This window comes from Arthrobacter yangruifuii (assembly GCF_009192775.1).
Lineage (GTDB): Bacteria > Actinomycetota > Actinomycetes > Actinomycetales > Micrococcaceae > Arthrobacter_B > Arthrobacter_B yangruifuii.
Genome location: NZ_VTFX01000004.1, coordinates 453,099 through 471,213 on the forward strand (window position 1 = coordinate 453,099; position 18,115 = coordinate 471,213).

The window sequence follows — 18,115 nt, forward strand, 5'->3', positions numbered from 1 at the left end:
ATCCGCTGCCCGCGGGTACCCGGGGGTCCGCCGGCGGACTGCAGCCTCAGCGAAACGGTGCCAGCGATCCGGTGCAGGCCACGGGGAGGGCCGCCGCGCCGGCCAGCAGCGCCCAGAGCCACAGCACCGGAACCGTGCCCACGGCGGCAGCCGCCAGTCCTGCCAGCACGGCAGCCGCCGGCATTACGCCAAGCGTCAGGGTGCGTTGGGCAGCTCCCACCGTCGCCAGCTCGTGGTGCGGGACCACCCGGGGAAGCACTTCGGCCCCCGCGACGCCGGCAACAGCCACCAAAAAGCCCCAGACCAGGGTCTGCGCCGCGAGCCATGCCGTTTCCGGTCCGGGAAGCACGGAGCAGAAGACTGCCAGCAGGACGGCCGGCACTCCCAGCAGTGCCGAGCCCGTTCGCAGAGCCCGAAGGCCCATCCGCCCGCTGAGGTACGGCGCTGCGGCAGCGCCGCCCACGGCTCCGAGGGCAGACAGGACCCCCAGCGCGGCGAAGGCCCCGGGAGCAACCGCCAGATCCCGCAGCACGTAAACCGGCAGGACGGTGTTGCCCACCATGGCGCCGGCATTTGTCAGACAGGCGGAAAGGGTCAGGGCCCGCAGTGCCGGTGAATGCCGCAGCGAGGCGAACCCGCCGCGGGCACGCCGCCGGGCGGCTGCCGGGCGCCGTTGGCCGCCGGGCCCCGGTTTACCGGCAGGTCCCGGTTTACTGCCTGCCACCGGTTCCGCCTCGGGACGCGGTTCGACGTCGTCCAGCCGGATCCCCCGCTGGAAGAGGCAGGACGCCGCGTACGCACCCGCACCGGCCAGAAGCAGCAGCGGCATGCCGATCACCGCCAGAATGGCCCCGGCTGCACCCGCCCCGCCGGCCGCCGTCGTTTGGTTGATGACTGCCAGCCGCGAGTAGGCGCGCCTCAGGCCTCCCTGCCCGACGACCCGGGGTACAACAGTGCTGTGTGCGGTGGTGAACACCACGTCCGCTACGCCGATCAGCACTGCTGCGGCAAAAAGCACCCCTCCGGTCAGCCCGCCCCGCCAGAGCGCGGCAGCAAGAGCGAGCAGGACTCCGCACCGCAGCAGCGATGCCGCTCCCATGGCCGCGCGCGGTTTGCCGGCGCGGTCCACCGCGATGCCGACGCCGACGCCCAGCAGCAGGAACGCCGCAATGCCGGTGGCATTGAGGATCCCGACGAAGGCCGGACCCAGGCCAAGCACGGCCACGGCAAGGATGGGCAGAACGGCGCGGGTCAGGGCATCCCCAAAACCTTCGGCAGCCGCCGCGGAGGCAAGGAAGCGAAAGGACCGCCCGGGCGGATTTCCCTCGGCAGTGTGGTGGAGTTGTCCCGTTGCCATGCGCCGCCCCTTCGGAAACTGTCAGGTAATTCCTGACATAGTGTCAGGTGTTGCCTGACACCACAAGGGGTCGCCCGGGGCGGGCGCTGGTTAGACTGGGGCCATGTCTCCTGAACGAAGCGGCGAGGACCGTGAGGATCCCCGGTCCCAGCCCTTCATGTGCTCATTCTGCCTGCGCCCGCGGGAGGAGACCGGCGTGCTGGCCGCAGCGCCCACCGCCGCCATCTGCCGGGACTGCGCAGCCGGCGCCCTGAAGCTGTTGGAGGCGCCCCGCCCTGCCGCTCCGGGTCCCCTGCCTGCCACCCCTTGGGATGCGCTGAGCAATGATGAACTGCTGGAGCGCCTTCCCCGGGTCGCCGAGGCACGCGATCAGGTTGAGGAGCATCTGCGCCGCTGGGTGGACGTAGCCAGGGGCCGGAACATCAGCTGGGCTGTCATCGGCTCGTCGCTGGGCATGTCCCGCCAATCCGCGTGGGAACGCTTCCGGTCCGGGGTCCAGCCGCATTCACAGACTTAGCCGCGCGGTGAAGTTCGCCGGTTCCTTCCCGGACCCGCTAGGGTGCTTCCACAGCACTAAAGTGCCACGGCTGCCTACTTGTGCAGCTGCAGTCAAAGGAGATTGGCATGACCAAACCCGCACCCGCCCGTGTCCACACCGCACAGGACACCACCGTGGACCTTCTGGTGATCGGCTCCGGCACCGGCATGGCCGCGGCCCTCGCCGCCGCCGAGCTGGGCTCCAGCGTCCTGATCGTTGAGAAGACCGCCTATGTGGGCGGCTCCACGGCGCGGTCCGGCGGAGCCTTCTGGATCCCCAACAACCCGGTGCTGCAGAAAGCCGGAGCACCCGACTCGCCCGCACGCGCAACCGCCTACGTGGACGCCGTCGTCGGCGGAACCTCCCCGCGGGCGCGCTGGGAAACCTTCCTGGCCCATGGCAGCGCCGCCGTGGAGATGCTGCTGCGGATGACACCCATGCGCTTCCTCTGGGACAGGGAGTACTCGGACTACCAGCCGGAACAGCCGGGCGGCTCGGCCATGGGACGCAGCTGCGAATGCGTTCCCTTCAATGCCAACCAGCTCGGCTCCGAACGCAGCCGCCTGCGGGGCGGAACCATGGAAGCCCCGTTGCCCATGCCGGTGACCGGCAAGGACTACCGGTGGCTGAACCTGATGGCGAAGGTGCCGGCGAAGGGTCTGTCGACGGCGGCCGCCCGGGCCGTCCAGGGCATCGGCGGGCTCGCGCTGCGCCGGAATTACGTGGCCGGCGGGCAGGCCCTGGCCGCCGGGCTCTACGCGGGTGTGCTCCGGGCCGGGATTCCGGTGTGGACCGAAACATCGCTGGTCCGGCTCATCACCGAGGAGGAACGGGTCACCGGAGCCGTGCTGGAGCAGGACGGCCGGAAGGTCACGGTGACGGCACGGCAGGGCGTGGTCCTGGCCGCCGGGGGTTTCGACCACGATATGGCGATGCGGCACAAGCACCAGTCGGCGTCGCTGGAGAACTGGAGCTTCGGCAGCGAGGGCAATACCGGAGACGCCATCAAGGCCGCGGCAGAGCTTGGCGCCGGCACTGCGCTGATGGACCAGTCCTGGTGGTTCCCGGCCGTCGCACCGCTGCCCGGCGGTGCACCCGCGGTAATGCTGGCCGAACGCTCCCTGCCGGGGTCCTTCATTGTCGACGACGCCGGGCGCCGGTTCACCAACGAGGCCCAGGACTACATGTCCTTCGGGCAGCGTGTGCTCGAGAGGGAACGGCAGGGCGATCCGGTCGGCACCATGTGGATGGTCTTCGACCAGGAGTACCGCAACAGCTACCTCCTCGCCGGCAGCCTGTATCCGCGCAGCCCCCTGCCCGCCGCCTGGTACGAGGCCGGCATTGCAGCCAAGGCGGGCAGCCTGCCTGAACTGGCCCGCAGCATCGGGGTGCCCGAAGAGGCCTTCACCGCCACCGCCGCCCGGTTTAACGAACTGTCCGCCGCCGGCGTGGACGAGGACTTCCACCGCGGGGCCAGCGCCTATGACCGCTACTACGGGGACCCCACGGTCCGCCCCAACCCGAACCTGCGTCCCCTCTCCGGCAAGACGTTCTACGCCGTCAAGCTGGTCCTGTCCGATCTGGGCACCTGCGGAGGCCTGACAGCCGACGAACGCGGCCGTGTGCGGTTCGAGGATGGAAGCCCGGTCGAGGGTCTCTACGCCATCGGCAACACTGCGGCCAACGTGTTCGGCAAGAGTTACCCCGGCGCCGGAGCAACCATCGGCCAGGGCCTGGTCTACGGCTACGTGGTGGCCCACGACGCCGCGGGACGGCTTACCGCAGCAGCTTAAGCGCCGCCGACAGATAGGGTGCCGTCCGGCTCGCAGCACAGCCGGCGACCTCGTCGGCGGTGCCGGCGCAGATGATCTTTCCGCCGTCCTCGCCGCCGGACGGCCCCATGTCGATCACCCAGTCGGCGGAGGCCACCACGTTCATGGAGTGCTCCACCACCACCACGGTGTTGCCGCTGTCCACCAGCCGGTTCAGCTGGCCCAGGAGCAGTTGAACATCCTGCGGGTGCAGGCCGGTGGTCGGCTCGTCCAGCAGGTAGAGGGTATGTCCGCGCCGGGCACGCTGCAGTTCCGTGGCCAGCTTAATCCGCTGCGCCTCGCCGCCGGAGAGTTCGGTGGCGGGCTGGCCCAGGCGCAGGTAGCCCAGGCCGACGTCGAGCAGGGTCTGCAGGCTGCGGGCAGCGGCAGGCACATCCGCCAGAAACTCCGCGGCGGTCTCCACGCGCATGTCCAGCACATCGGCGATCGACTTGCCCCGGTAGGTGACCTGCAGGGTCTCCTCGTTGTAGCGGGCGCCCTGGCAGACCGGGCACGGTCCGTAGGTGCCGGGCAGGAAGAGCAGTTCGACGGCAAGGAAGCCTTCGCCCTGGCAGGTCTCGCAGCGGCCGCCGGCCACATTGAAGGAGAACCGGCCAGCGGTGTACCCCCTGGCGCGTGCCTCGTCGGTGGAGGCGTAGAGCTTCCGGACGGCGTCGAACAGGCCGGTGTAGGTGGCCAGGTTCGAGCGCGGAGTCCGGCCGATGGGCCGCTGATCCACGCGGACGAGCCGGTCCAGGTGTTCCAGCCCGGCAATGGAGCGTACCTGCGCGGCCGGATCGTTGTCCTCGGCCTGCTCTTCCGTGCCGTCCGGTTCCGGGGCCGTTCCATTGACCTGGTGCCCCACGGTCTCGGCCAGGACCTGGCTGACCAAGGTGGACTTGCCGGAGCCGGAGACACCGGTGACTGCAGTGAGCACACCCAGCGGAATGTCGGCATCCAGGCCGGAGAGGTTGTGCCGGGTGATCCCCTTCAGGCGCAGCCAGCGGTCCGGCGTCCGGCGGGGCGGCCGGGCCGTTTCCGCCTCGCCGAAGAGGAACGGCCGGGTGGCGCTTTCCTCCACTTCGGCGAGTCCGTCCACGGGTCCGCTGTAGAGCACGGTGCCGCCGCCGTCGCCGGCCTGCGGACCGACGTCGACAATCCATTCCGCGCTGCGCACCACATCCATGTTGTGCTCGACGACGAACACCGAGTTTCCCGCGTCCTTCAGTTCCTGCAGCACGGTGAGCAGCGGCTCGGCGTCGGCGGGGTGCAGGCCGGCGGACGGCTCGTCCAGGACATAGATCACTCCGAAAAGGCCCGAGCGCAGCTGCGTGGCGATGCGCAGACGCTGCATCTCCCCCGGCGACAGGGTGGGGGTGGCGCGCGAGAGGCTGAGGTAGCCCAGGCCCAGGCCGATCAGCACTTCCAGCCGGCCCAGCAGGTCACGGGTGATGGTCACCGCTACTTCGGTGTCTTCATTGGAGGCCGCCGCGCGGGAGGCGGTGCCGGCGGACTTCAGCTCCGCCGTCGGACGGATGATTCCGGCCAGTTCGGCCAGCGTGGCGCCGTTCAGTTCGGCGATGTTCCGGCCGGCGAAGGTCACCGCCAGCGCCTCCGGGCGCAGGCCCGCGCCGCCGCAGACCGGGCAGGGCCCGGAGACCATGTAGGCCAGGACGCGCTCACGCATCTGGGCGCTGCCGGAATCGGCCAGGGTATGCATGACGTAGCTCTTGGCGCTCCAGAACCGTCCCTTATACGGTTTGGCAACGCGGTCCCGCTGCGGGGTAATCATCACCACCGGCTGTTCCTCGGTGAACAGGATCCAGTCGCGGTCCTTTTTCGGCAGCTTCTTCCAGGGCACGTCGACGTCGTAGCCGAGCTGGATGAGGATGTCGCGCAGGTTTTTGCCCTGCCAGGCGCCGGGCCAGGCGGCGATGGCTCCGTCACGGATACTCAGCGACGGATCCGGCACCAGCGAATCCTCCGTGACGGTGTGCGCGATGCCCAGGCCGGAGCATTCCCGGCAGGCACCGGCGGCAGTGTTGGGGGAAAAGGCATCCGAATCGAGGCTGCCCGGCTCCGCATTCTCCGGATAGGTGCCGCCGCGCGAGAAGAGCATGCGCATCGAATTTGAGAGTGTGGTCAGCGTGCCGACAGTGGACCGCGAGCTGGGGGCGCCGCGGCGCTGCTGCAGCGCGACGGCGGGCGGCAGCCCCGTGATTTCCTCCACCTTGGGATTGTGCCCCTGGGACAGCAGCCGCCGGGCATAGGGTGCCACGGACTCGAAGTACCGGCGCTGCGCCTCGGCGTAGATGGTGCCGAAGGCCAGGGATGACTTGCCGGAACCGGATACCCCGGTGAAGGCCACAATCGCATCGCGCGGGATGTCGACGTCCACGTTGCGCAGGTTGTTTTCCTGCGCGCCGCGCACGCGGACCATACCGGATGTGCTGGGCGTGGGGGCAGTGTTCGGGGAGATTTTCGCAGTACTCATCATTCCCAGATTAGCGAGGTGCCCCGCGCGAAACGAATTAGTAAGCATGCTTCCGCCCAGAGCATCAGTGATATGGTTCACAGGCGAATACTCACGAGACCTTGGGGGATCCATGAAGAAAACACTGGCAGCAACTGCCGTCCTGTTCCTGGCCGCTTCGCTGACCGGATGCGGCGGCGGGGACGAGCCGGCCGATGCCCAGGAGCCGGCCTCGGAGGAGGTCAAGACCCACACCATCGTTTACGAGGTGACCAGCGACGGCCCCACCTCCCCTTCCGTCATCGTCTCCGGCAAGGTCGGCGCGAATGAAGACGAGCAGCTCACCGACGTCGCGCTTCCGTTCACCAGGGAACTGACGGACAAGAACGAGACGGAATACGAGAGTTTCTACGATCTCTCCGCCACAAAGGACGAATCCGCCACGTCCATCACCTGCAAGATCACCATCGACGACGTCGTTGCGGACGAGCAGACGTCCACCGGTCCCGAGAGCGCCTATTGCTCCGCGACTCCGGATCTCTAAGGTAAAGGCAGTTCTGCCCGTGCCTGCGATGCAGGTACGGGCAGAACTTTTTCTTCGGCGCATCCAATAAACGCAAGCAAATGGGAATGACCGACTTCCGGCCCTAGACTCGGTTTCTCCCCAGCATTTTCCCGTACCGGCGGAGCAGGGTATCTCCGGCTGACCGCGCGGCCGGCGATACCGTATCCAGCGTCATGAATCCGTGGACCAGGCCGGGGTGCGGCAGATACTCGACCTCGGTTCCGCCGCGGGCCAGTTCGTCGGCCAGCTGTTTTCCTTCATCCCGCAGTGGATCATGTTCGGCGGTTGCCAGCAGCGTCGGCACCGGCAGGGGACGGCGGCGCGCGCTGTCCACGGGGCTGAAGCCCGACAGGTTCGCTGCTTCCGGGACCCACTGGGCTATGTAGAAGGCGAGATCCCGCACATCCAACCCCCACCCCTCCCCCTTATCCCTGACACTGGGCCCGCTGAGCGTGAGGTCGGCATTGGGGTAGGCAAGGAACAGCGCATCCGGCTGCGCGGATGTGCCGGCAAGCCGCTGAGCGGCAAGGAAGGCAATCAGCCCGCCGGCGCTGTCGCCGGCCAGTCCGACTCGTGGGTTCAGCGGCCCCAGCACCTGCGGGCGGCCCGCTGCCCAGCGCAGGACCCGGACGACGTCGTCCACCGCCGCGGGAGCCGGATGCTCCGGTGCCAGCCGGTAGTCCACTGCCAGGACGGCGGTGCCGGCCAGGAGCGCGAGTCGGCGGCACAGCCGGTCGTGGGACTCCAGGCCGCCGAACACGAAGCCCCCGCCGTGGACAAACACGGTCAGCGGCGGCGCCGGCCTTTCGGGACGGTACAGCCGGGCAGCGAGCGGTTCGGTACCCGGGATCCGAAGATCCCGCACGTCTTCCACCGCAGGCCCGGCCGGGCGGTGGCGCGGCGCCCGGAGCTGTCCGATCCGCTCCACCGAGGGTTGGGAACTGCCGCCGGAACGGACGTCATCCACCCACGCAGCCAGCTCGGGGTCAGCGACGGATTCCATCCCGACAAGGTACCAGCACGGGCCGCGTCATGGTTTCCGGGGACGGCGGTATGTCGGTAGGGTCGGTGCGGACCGGCCGTCACAACGGCAGGCATCCTTGCGGCCTATGTTACTCACGAGTAACATCGAGCCGGACGCAGTTCCGTTTCATATCTCAAAGAGGAGTAAGTACGTGAGCCCACAAAGCCGATCACGGCAGATCAGGGACGTAGTTTTCGTTGACGGAGTGCGGACCCCGTTCGGCAAAGCCGGCGAAAAGGGAATCTACGCCGGCATGCGGGCCGATGACCTGGTGGTCAAGTGCATCCGCGAGCTGATGCGCCGCAACCCTTCCCTTCCTCCGGAACGCGTCGACGAGGTAGCCATCGCTGCAACCACCCAGTCCGGCGACCAGGGCATGACCATCGGCCGCACCGCCGCCCTGCTGGCGGGCCTGCCGCAAACGGTGCCCGGCTTCGCCATTGACCGCATGTGCGCCGGTGCCATGACGGCCGTCACCACCACTGCTTCCGGCATCGGCTTCGGCGCCTACGACGTCGTCATCGCCGGCGGCGTGGAGCACATGGGCAACCACCCGATGGGCAAGGACGCCGATCCGAACCCCCGCTTCATGACCGAACGCCTGGTGGACCCGGCGGCCCTGAACATGGGCAACACGGCCGAGAACCTGCATGACCGGTTCCCGCACATCACCAAGGACCGCACCGACGCGTACGCCGCCGCCAGCCAGGAAAAGCTCGCCAAGGCCTACGCCAACAACTCCATCCAGCCCGATCTGGTGCCGGTTGCCACCAAGAAGCCGGGAACCGGCTGGACGCTGAACACGGTGGATGAGCCGCCGCGTCCGGGCACCACGGTCGAAGACCTCGGCCAGCTGCGCACCCCCTTCCGTGCGCACGGCCGCGTCACCGCCGGTAACGCCGCAGGCCTGAACGACGGCGCCACCACCGCCCTGCTCGCCTCTGCCGAGGCTGCCGAGGAACTTGGCCTGGGCGTCAAGATGCGCCTGGTCGGCTTCGCCTTCGCCGGCGTCGAACCCGAGGTCATGGGCTACGGCCCGGTGCCCTCCACTGAAAAGGTCCTGAAGCAGACCGGCCTGTCCATCGAGGACATCGGAATCTTCGAAATCAACGAGGCCTTCGCCGTCCAGGTTCTGTCCTTCCTGGATCACTTCGGCATTGCCGACGACGATCCCCGCGTCAACCGCTACGGCGGCGCCATCGCCGTCGGCCATCCGCTGGCTTCCTCCGGCGTGCGCCTGATGAACCAGCTGGCCCGCCAGTTCGAGGAAGACCCGAGCGTGCGCTACGGCATGACCACCATGTGCATCGGCCTGGGCATGGGCGCCACCGTGATCTGGGAGAACCCGAACCACCCCGACTACAACACCGATTCCACGGAGGCCACGAAGTAATGTCTGCTCCCGATTACCAGCACCTCGCAGGCCTCTTCCCCACCGAGGTTGTCACCCACTCCTACGTCTCCGACATTCAGCTGCCCGGCAACGCCGGCACCTTCGCGCTGATCACCCTGGACAACGACGTCGACCACTCCCGTCCCACCACCCTGGGCCCGAACACCCTGCTCGAGCTCGGCGGGAAGCTCGATGAGCTTAAGGTCCGCGCGGACAACGGCGAGATCGTCGGCGTCGGCGTCACCGGCAAGCCGTTCTACCTGGTGGCCGGCGCTGACCTGTCCGCCGTGAAGACGCTCGCCGAGTACGAAGACGGCTACGCCATGGCCCGCCTGGGCCACGATGTCTACGCCAAGCTGGGCACCCTGGGCGTTCCCAGCTTCGCCTTCATCAACGGCGTGGCTCTGGGCGGCGGCCTGGAGATTGCCCTGCAGTCCGATTACCGCACGGTGTCCACCGGCGCCGGTGCACTGGCCCTGCCGGAAGCCTTCATTGGCCTGGTGCCGGGCTGGGGCGGCGTCTACCTGCTGCCACGGCTCATCGGTCCCGAGAACGCCGTCAAGGTGATGATCGAGAACCCGCTGAGCAACAACCGCACCCTGAGCGGTCCCGCCGCCTACAAGCTGGGCGTCGCCGATGCGCTCTTCGAGCCGGCGGACTTCCTCGAGCAGTCCCTGGCCTGGGCCTCCCGCGTGATCACCGGTGAGGAAAAGGTGGAGCGGCCCAACGCCGTCGAACCTGCCGACGCCGGCGAGGCATGGGACGCCGCCGTCGCCAAGGGCCGTGCCTTCGTGGAGGCCAAGACCTCCAACGCGGCCCCGGCACCGGCAAAGGTGCTGGACCTGCTGGAAAAGGGCAAAACCTGGACCCGCGCGGAATCCCGTGAAGCCGAGTGCGACGCACTGGCCGAACTGATGCAGTCCCCGCAGTTCACCTCCACGGTGTACGCGTTCCTGGACCTGGTCCAGAAGCGCGGCAAGCGTCCCGCCGGTGCCCCGGATAAGAAGCTTGCCCGTCCGGTCACCAAGGTGGGTGTTGTCGGTGCAGGCCTCATGGCCAGCCAGCTCGCCCTGCTGTTCGCGCGCCAGCTGAAGGTCCCCGTCGTGATGACGGACATCGACCAGGCACGCGTGGACAAGGGCGTGGGCTACGTGCACGCCGAGGTGGATAAGCTGCTCGCCAAGAAGCGGATCTCCCCCGACGCCGCCAACCGCACCAAGGCACTGGTCACCGGCTCGGTGTCCAAGGAGGCCTTCTCCGACGCCGACTTCGTTATCGAAGCCGTCTTCGAGGAACTCTCGGTCAAGAAGCAGGTCTTCGCCGAGGTGGAGGCCGTGGTCTCCCCCGAGTGCATCCTGGCGACCAACACCTCCTCGCTCTCCGTGACCGAAATGGCCGCGGACCTTCAGCACCCCGAGCGCGTGGTGGGCTTCCATTTCTTCAACCCGGTCGCCGTGATGCCGCTGCTGGAAATCGTGCGCGCGCCCAAGACCGACGACGCCGTGCTGGCCACCGCCTTTGTGCTGGCCAAGCAGTTGAAGAAGACCGCCGTGCTGGTCAAGGATGCCGCGGCCTTCGTGGTGAACCGCATCCTGGGCCGCATGTTCGGCGAGATCACCATGGTCTTCGACGAGGGCACCGACGCCGCCACGGCGGACAACGCGCTGCGTCCCATGGGCCTGCCGATGTCTCCGTTCACCCTGCTGGCCCTGGTGGGCCTGCCGGTGGGCCAGCATGTGCAGGAATCCCTGCACAGCGCCTTCGGTGAGCGGTTCTGGCTGTCGAAGAACTCGCAGAAGATTATCGACGCCGGCATCAAGTCCCTGTGGCAGAAGGACGAGGACGGCAACTCCTACATCCCGGAGGAAACCCTGGCGATGCTGGACTTCGGCACCACCCCCTCCACCTCCGAGGAAGTCCTGCGCCGCACGCAGGACGCCCTGGCCGAGGAAATCGGACTCATGCTCGAAGAGGGCGTTGTGGCCGGCCCGGAGGACATCGACCTGTGCGTCATCCTCGGTGCCGGCTGGCCGATGCACCTGGGCGGCATTACGCCGTACCTGGACCGCGTTGGTGCCTCCGAGCGTGTGAACGGGAAGAAGTTCCATGAGGATGCTGTGGCTGCTGCCTAGGTAGTCCGTCTGCTTCGCCCGCGCCGGGCGGACCGGAACGGCGGCAATGAAACCTGCTCGCTTCAGCTCGCAGGGATTCTTCAAGCCGCCTAACCCGGTCCGTCCGGCGCTTTTGCGTGTCCGCCAGGGGTGACGAGCTGGTTGAACTCGGAGCGCATTTCGTGGAATGACTTCACTTCTTTTATTGCAGGGTAGAGCTTTCTCGGGCTGCTTTCCTGCACAGCAACAATCGGGCGTGTTCAACCCCATAGTCGCGTTCACTACCCTTACTTCGTCCACTTCACGGCCCCCGTGCATGGGTGACGAACGTGAGAGGAGCGACGAGTACTACTAGGACCTGCGCACCCCTATTTCAGCGTGGAACGAAGTGGGGCAGCCTGGTTATCCTCGTCTGGCCGCGCCAGCTTGATGTCCCGGGAGAGAGCCAGTCCGCAGACAATGGCGACACAAGTGAAGACCGATGCCACACCGAATCCCATGGTAAAGGTTTCCGGCCGCAAGGCCAGCGTTTCCGGGTCTGTGCCCCATCCTGCGACAGCCGAGTAGATAGCGGTGCCAACGGAGCTGGCGGCCAGTGCCACCGCAATGTATATGGATGCGGTGCCGGCACCTTTGCCCTCGCGTGCTTCGACAGCAATGACCGAGACGGCAGTGGTCATCAGGGTCGTGTAGGCCATGCCATAGAAGAAGATCACCACCACAACGACGGCGAGGCTGGTGTGACCGAAGGTCAGCGTCACGAAGGACGCCAACATCACGACTCCCGCACCCACAAGGACGTTCCTTGCCGTCGTACGGGCCAGCCAGCGGGTGACCAGGCGCGCTGCGAGGAAGCCGGCAGCAACCTCGGGCAGGAAGATAAAGGCTGCCTGAAGCGGGCTCAGGCCAAACCCATAGCCCAGGGGCGCCGCGGGAGTCATCGCGTAACCCATGATCATGTTGAAGAGCAGCATGCTGGGGATCCCCATGGAGATGAAAACACCGTAGGCCGGCAGCAGGCGGCGGGAGAACAGGTCGCTGATCGGCAGCAGCGGGTCTTTGGACTTGGATTCCCAGTACAGTGCGGCGGCGATGAGGAGAACACCGCCCAGGGTAAAGCCGAGCGTCAGCGACGCCGTTGGGCCCCAGGTCATGGACTGGCTGATCCCTATGCACAGGGCGGTCACACCGAGTCCCAGCAGTACGACGCCGACGACGTCGAATGATTTCTTCTGGCCGCGGTTGCGTTCAATGGCGTCCGAATCCTTACCCCAGAACCAGAATCCGAGCAGGGCCAGCAGTGTAAGTAGGCCGCCGAAGACGAACGCGTGCCGCCAGGTCAGGCCTGCCGCCACAAACGCGCCGCCCAATGCAAAGCCGATGAACACGCCCGCAGCCTGCCCTGCAGCAATATAGGCCACGGCCCGCTTGCGGTTGGGGATGGAGAGCCTGTCGTTCATGATTCCCACGCACAAGGCCTGGCCCGCCGTGATTCCGAGCAGCGCTCGGCCGGCAATAAGCGTCACCAGGTTCGGAGCGAAGGCGGCGATTCCGTACCCCACGACGATGAGCACGAGACACAGGTACATCATCCGGCGATGCCCGAGGATGTCCCCTGCTTTGGCGATGATCGCGATGGAGACAGATCCCATGAGAGTGGTCGCCATCAGGGCCCACGTGACCTGGCTCGGCGTAAGTGCCAGGTCGGCACTCATCTGCCCGTAAAGCGGAATGGACATGAGGGCGCCAACCTCATTCATCATCTGCAGGAACGAGAAGGTGATGGCCATGAGGACGCCGGCCCGCTTCCACGGAACATGACCCGTGGGAGGAGCCCCTGTCAGAGTCTTAGACCCCCCGGGGGACGCCGGTGGTCCGGGAAAGGACATAGGGGAAGAGGTTTCCTGCATGAGGGCTCCTAAGAGGAAGGGCAGGGACGCGAAGGGAACCGGCTGAAGGACGCCGCCGTATGCCTGTGATGGAGATCACCATAGTTCTTCAGGGCACGGGGGTTGTCAAGAGCAAAACGGCCTGAGTGTCGCCACTAAATCCCGCTGTCCGCGTTATTTAGCCGAGTTTGGCGTCTACATCGCCATAAAGCGGCACTCTCTTGTCGACACTGTGATGCGAAATTCGTGGACATATGACCAATCGGGTGTGATCATGAGGTGTCCAGCGGAGTAGTGATCTCCGTCACTGTTATTCGGCCGGCTCTATCGGTCTCTGAGAGGTAATCGAAATGGATATGAACGGCAGGATTGCAGTCGTGACCGGCGCAGCCTCAGGCATGGGCCTTGAATCCGTGAAGGCGTTGTCCCGTGCCGGCGCCACTGTCTACGGATTGGACCTCCGCCAGGAGGCATTGGATGCTGCGCTTGCCGGGGTTGACCGGGCCGAGGGATACGCCGCCGATGTTTCGGACTCCACTGCAGTAAATGCGTTTTTCGAGATGGTTGAGTCCAGGCACGGGAAACTGGACATCCTTGTCAATGCGGCCGGAGTTTCCACCCCGAACCAAACCAAGCAGGCCTGGGTCAACGACATCAACAACAAGATGATTGCCGCGGCCAAAACCGGTGAGTCCTACTTTCCTGAATTCATCGAAGAAATCACGGATGAGGACTTCAGGCGGGTAATGGCCATCAATCTCGATGGTACTTTCTACACGATGCGGGCCGCCGCGCCGCTGTTAAAGGCCGCCGGAGGAGGGTCAATCACGAACTTCTCCTCTGTGGCGGGACTCCTGGGCATACCTATGCCGTCGTATTATCCAGCGTCCAAGGCAGCAGTCGTGGGTCTGACCAAGGCCGCAGCTGCAGAGTTGGCACCTTTCGACATTAGGGTCAACGCGATTGCCCCGGCCGGCATCAATACTCCCATGTTCACCGCCAGCGGTGACGACCACGTGGAGTTCCTTTTGGCCTTGCAGCCATTAAAGCGTGTTGCTGATCCCGCTGAAGTCGGCCAGACCGTCCTTTTCCTGGCTTCAGACGCCGCCAAGCATTACACCGGCCAAACCTTGTCGCCTTCGGGCGGCGGATTGATGGCGTAAGCAGCTACCCCGCACCTTCCCATCCATCCGTCCACACTGAGACCGCAGCATGCCCTCACAACATCCCAGAAAACGGAGCACCATATGACATCCGTGTCCATTACTCCCACTACCGAATCCTCGTTCAGCGATGTCGAGGGGCTCGACGCCCGGTATCTGCATGTTCTAGACGAGACGATCTGTGAGGACATCGGGCAAGGCGACTACCTCGGCGCCAATGTCATCGTCGCCCGCGGCGGTGCAGTTGCTCTTCGCGGCACGTATGGCATTGCCGATCAGGACACGGGACGACCCACAGCCCGCGACGACGTCTACCGGATCCTGTCAATGTCGAAGGGCTTCACCAACGCCCTGGTCCTGCGTGCCGTCAGTGAAGGCAAACTGATGCTCAACACCCGGGTGGTGGATCTGATTCCCGAGTTTCCGGGAACCGACCCGTTCCGAGCAGCGCGCAAAGACCGAATCAACGTGGCCCACCTGCTCACTCACAGGGCAGGCCTTCCCTCCACGCCTCATCCGGGAATCGGGGTCCCTGGCTTCGCTGTGCTCGCCGACGTCATCCGGGCGTTATGCTCTGTCGATGTCGTAAACGAGCCAGGGGAAAACCTCAGCTACTCCGCGGCCATCAACCATGCACTTCTGGGCGAAATGGCGCGCCGCGCCTACGGGGCCGAGTCCTTCCGCGACCTCATGGAGGAGAAGGTCTTTGCGCCGATCGGGATGCCGGACACCAGCTTCGGTATGCCGGAGCGGCTCAGCGGGCGCGCCAACCCGCTCAAAGTCATCACGAGCAATGAGGGCTGGCTTGAGCCCAAGGACATTGAATGTTTCAACGAGGTCCTCGACCTCCCCAACGCTGAGTTGCCGTGGGTAGGAGCCGTCTCGACGATAGACGATGTCTTCCGGTTCACCGAGATGCTCCGCAACGGCGGCCGCACCGCAGCGGGTATAAGCATCATCTCTCCGGCCGTCCTCGACCAGGCCACGCACAATCAAACGGGAGACATGGTCAATGACCTCTACGGAATGATTGCCACCGAGCGAAAGTGGGACCTGCCCCCCGGGAATATGGGGCTCGGCTATGCACTCGCTGGTAACGGTATCCATGCCCGCTTCTTCGGCCCTTTCGTCTCTCCCCGGACCTTCGGTTCCTACGGGGCGGGCTCAACCCTCTTCTGGATCGATCCCGTCAGCGAAATATCATTCTCATTTCTGTCTACCGGGATTATGGACGAAGGCGACAATGTTGCCCGGTTCCAAAAGCTCTCCACCATCGTCGCCTCCGCCGCGGCCGCTAGCTGAGGAGAAGAGCATGACGACGATCCACACACCCCCCTCAGCCGGCGGGCATGCTCCTGTTTCACCATCCTTTAATGCCCTCGGCGATGATTATTTCCGCGACCCGGCAAAGCACTTTGCAGGTGTCCGAGAAGCCACACCTGTCTTTTGGTACGACTATCTGAATGCCTGGATCGTCACCTCCCGTGAAGACTGCCTCGAGGTCCTGGGTGACTGGCAGTTATTCTCCTCAGCGCAGAACTCTGCCGCCGAAGTGCCATCGCAGCACCATGCGGTTTATCCCCCCGAGCTGATCTCGATGATGATCGTGGGCCAGGACCCTCCCACGCATACCCGTTCCCGTCAGGTGGCCCAGCGAGGCTTCACCAAGGAGCGAATGGAACGGCTGCGTCCTGAGATCGAGGCGCGCGCCCATCGGATTATCGACAAATTCGAGGCGAACGGTTCCGCCAACCTTATGGAGGAGTATTCGCTCGAACTGACTACCCAGACGATCATGGCCCTGCTGGGCCTCGGGTACGAATACGATCCCATGATGCGCCAGCTCCGCGATGATGAAGCAGCGATCCTGTCCTCGGCACACGAGCCTCTGTTGGAGCCGCGGCGCAGCGAAGTCTGGGACCGCTTTGTTAACGCCAATCTGGTTCTCAGGGACATTATTGAATCTCGCCGGGAATCCGACGCCGATGACATTATCTCCGTCATGGCTTCGGCTAAGGACGCGCATGGCGCCTATATGCTGTCCACGGATTTGATTGGATTGCACCTCTCTGAGTTTGCGATGGCAGGTGCGGACACGACTGCGCAGGCTATGACCAATGCAGTCATATTCCTGTCGCAGCATCCAGACGCCTTGGCCGATGCCATCGCCGAGCCCACGCTCTGGTCGAATGTGTTCGAGGAGACCGTCCGTCGCCGCCCGTCCTCCACCTTTACGTCGCGGACTGCCATGAAGGATGTCGAACTGTCCGGGGTCAGAATCAGCAAGGGAGACATGATTTTTGTGTCCCTGGCCTCGGCAAATACCGATCCGACGTACGTCGACCGCCCCTTCGAATTCGATATCCATCGTCCCAACCCAACAGATCATCTGGCTTTTACCGCCGGTCGGCATACTTGTTTGGGCAACCCGTTGGCTCGGGCACAGGGTTCCACCGGCCTCAAAGTCCTGTTCGAACGGCTGCCGTCCATCCGGCCGTCGAATCCAGATGAACTCGACTTTCTGCGAATGGCGCTGCTGCCCGTCCGGCGGACGCTGCACGCCGCCTGGGATCTGGCCGATGTCGAACGCTCACGCGAACGGACCGTGCGCACTCTCAACCTCCAGGTGTCCAAACGCGTTACAGCCTCCGATGGCGTGATCAGTCTCGATCTAACCCACCCGGACGGAGGCGAACTTCCGCAGTGGAAGGCCGGCGCTCATGTGGATCTTCATCTGGCCGGGACGGGGGGCCAGAGGATTGTCCGCCAGTATTCGCTGTGTTCGGATCCTGAAGACCTGTCGAGTTACCGTATCGGTGTCCTGCGTGAGCCGGCAGGAAGGGGCGGATCTGCAGCAATTCACGACCTCCTGGTTGAAGGCAGCACGGTGACTGTGTCCTGGCCACGCAACAACTTCCGCCTGAATCCGACCAGGAACTACCTTTTCATTGCCGGCGGCATTGGGATTACTCCGATCCTGGCGATGGTGCGCGAAGCCGAACGTACCGGAACCAACTGGCAGCTTATTTATGGGGGTAGGACGAGGAACTCCATGGCGTTCCTTGAGGAATTGGCACCTTATGGCAGCCGGGTGACCGTGGTACCGCAGGATGAGTTTGGCCATATTGACCTGCCCGGAATTCTCAGGGACTCCCGGGAGGATACCCTCGTCTACGCCTGCGGCCCGGAACCCTTACTCCGTGCTACAGAATCCAATGCCGCGCACTGGCCGAAGGATTCACTGCGCCTTGAACGGTTCGCACCAAAGATCTTTGACGCTCCGACCGTAAATCTGCCCTTTGAAGTCGAATTTTCCATGTCGAAAAAGACTGTCGTGGTTCATGCGGACGAATCGATTCTGGAAGCCGCAGAAAGAATTGGTCTACCTGTCATCTCCTCTTGCAAGGAGGGTACGTGCGGAACGTGTGAGACCCCCGTCATCGAGGGACAGGTCGACCATCGGGACTCGATCCTCTCGCCCACTGAGCAGCAAGCCAACGAAACTATGATGATCTGTGTCTCACGCGCCACCGGCACGTGTCCGCGGCTGATTCTGGACGCCTGAGCGGCCGCAGGTCTCGTGAGCCGGTGTGTCCGCACGGAATGCAGACACACCGGCTCGCTCATGCCGGAGGCAAGGACGCGGTCACCTTTTCCGCCGCCCCTGGAGAAGTTCGGGTGGCGAACCGTCTTATGCACCACAGTCCCTGTCTGGGTTTAGCTCGTTCCGGCCGGGAAACTGCGCTGGAGACGGTCAGACAAAGGGGGTTATGCACTGCCGCTTCCTTGCC

At 65.1% G+C, this 18,115-nt stretch carries 12 protein-coding genes; 8 read left to right on the forward strand and 4 right to left on the reverse strand.

Annotated elements, in window-relative coordinates:
* Window positions 1-46: 46 nt before the first annotated feature.
* A complete protein-coding gene (locus tag GD627_RS10110) occupies window positions 47-1,357 on the reverse strand; it encodes an MFS transporter (RefSeq protein WP_152272376.1) in 1,311 nt (436 codons plus the stop codon).
* Window positions 1,358-1,460: 103 nt separating this feature from the next.
* Here GD627_RS10110 and GD627_RS10115 point away from each other — a divergent pair, with 103 nt between their 5' ends.
* Complete coding sequence (locus tag GD627_RS10115; protein WP_152272377.1) at window positions 1,461-1,874, forward strand: ClpX C4-type zinc finger protein; 414 nt, start codon at window positions 1,461-1,463, stop codon at window positions 1,872-1,874.
* Window positions 1,875-1,981: 107 nt separating this feature from the next.
* Complete coding sequence (locus tag GD627_RS10120; protein ID WP_152272378.1) at window positions 1,982-3,688, forward strand: 3-ketosteroid-delta-1-dehydrogenase; 1,707 nt, start codon at window positions 1,982-1,984, stop codon at window positions 3,686-3,688.
* On the opposite strand, the gene uvrA is transcribed toward GD627_RS10120, so the two are convergent.
* A complete protein-coding gene (gene uvrA, locus GD627_RS10125) occupies window positions 3,672-6,200 on the reverse strand; it encodes an excinuclease ABC subunit UvrA (RefSeq protein ID WP_210250487.1) in 2,529 nt (842 codons plus the stop codon). The two genes, GD627_RS10120 and uvrA, sit on opposite strands and share 17 nt — an antisense overlap.
* Window positions 6,201-6,312: 112 nt before the next feature.
* Here uvrA and GD627_RS16575 point away from each other — a divergent pair, with 112 nt between their 5' ends.
* Window positions 6,313-6,723, forward strand: a complete 411-nt coding sequence (locus GD627_RS16575) for an MmpS family transport accessory protein (RefSeq protein WP_194266025.1) — start codon at window positions 6,313-6,315, stop codon at window positions 6,721-6,723.
* Window positions 6,724-6,826: 103 nt separating this feature from the next.
* Here the strand turns inward: GD627_RS16575 and GD627_RS10135 are convergent, their stop codons facing one another.
* Window positions 6,827-7,747 carry an alpha/beta hydrolase gene (locus GD627_RS10135; RefSeq protein WP_152272381.1) on the reverse strand — a complete coding sequence of 307 codons (921 nt, stop codon included), beginning with the start codon at window positions 7,745-7,747 and terminating at the stop codon, window positions 6,827-6,829.
* A gap of 199 nt (window positions 7,748-7,946) precedes the next feature.
* Here GD627_RS10135 and GD627_RS10140 point away from each other — a divergent pair, with 199 nt between their 5' ends.
* Both GD627_RS10140 and GD627_RS10145 read left to right on the forward strand, forming a co-directional pair.
* Window positions 7,947-9,161, forward strand: a complete 1,215-nt coding sequence (locus tag GD627_RS10140) for a thiolase family protein (RefSeq protein ID WP_425481913.1) — start codon at window positions 7,947-7,949, stop codon at window positions 9,159-9,161.
* The gene (locus GD627_RS10145; RefSeq protein WP_152272382.1) at window positions 9,161-11,293 is read left to right on the forward strand and encodes a 3-hydroxyacyl-CoA dehydrogenase NAD-binding domain-containing protein; all 2,133 of its coding nucleotides are present in this window, start codon (window positions 9,161-9,163) and stop codon (window positions 11,291-11,293) included. Before GD627_RS10140 ends, GD627_RS10145 begins: the two co-directional genes overlap by 1 nt.
* Before the next feature lie 347 nt (window positions 11,294-11,640).
* Here the strand turns inward: GD627_RS10145 and GD627_RS10150 are convergent, their stop codons facing one another.
* The gene (locus tag GD627_RS10150) at window positions 11,641-13,062 is read right to left on the reverse strand and encodes an MFS transporter (protein ID WP_152272383.1); all 1,422 of its coding nucleotides are present in this window, start codon (window positions 13,060-13,062) and stop codon (window positions 11,641-11,643) included.
* A gap of 449 nt (window positions 13,063-13,511) precedes the next feature.
* On the opposite strand from GD627_RS10150, the gene GD627_RS10155 reads away from it, so the two are divergent.
* The 3 genes from GD627_RS10155 (at window position 13,512) to GD627_RS10165 (ending at window position 17,889) form a co-directional block, all read left to right on the forward strand.
* On the forward strand, window positions 13,512-14,324 hold the full coding sequence (locus GD627_RS10155) for an SDR family NAD(P)-dependent oxidoreductase (RefSeq protein ID WP_152272384.1): 813 nt from the start codon (window positions 13,512-13,514) through the stop codon (window positions 14,322-14,324).
* Between the two features lie 84 nt (window positions 14,325-14,408).
* Entirely contained in the window at window positions 14,409-15,626 is a 1,218-nt protein-coding gene (locus GD627_RS10160; RefSeq protein WP_152272385.1) for a serine hydrolase domain-containing protein, read from the forward strand.
* A gap of 10 nt (window positions 15,627-15,636) precedes the next feature.
* Window positions 15,637-17,889, forward strand: coding sequence for a cytochrome P450 (locus tag GD627_RS10165; RefSeq protein ID WP_152272386.1), 2,253 nt, complete (start codon window positions 15,637-15,639; stop codon window positions 17,887-17,889).
* The last annotated feature ends 226 nt before the right edge of the window (window positions 17,890-18,115 follow it).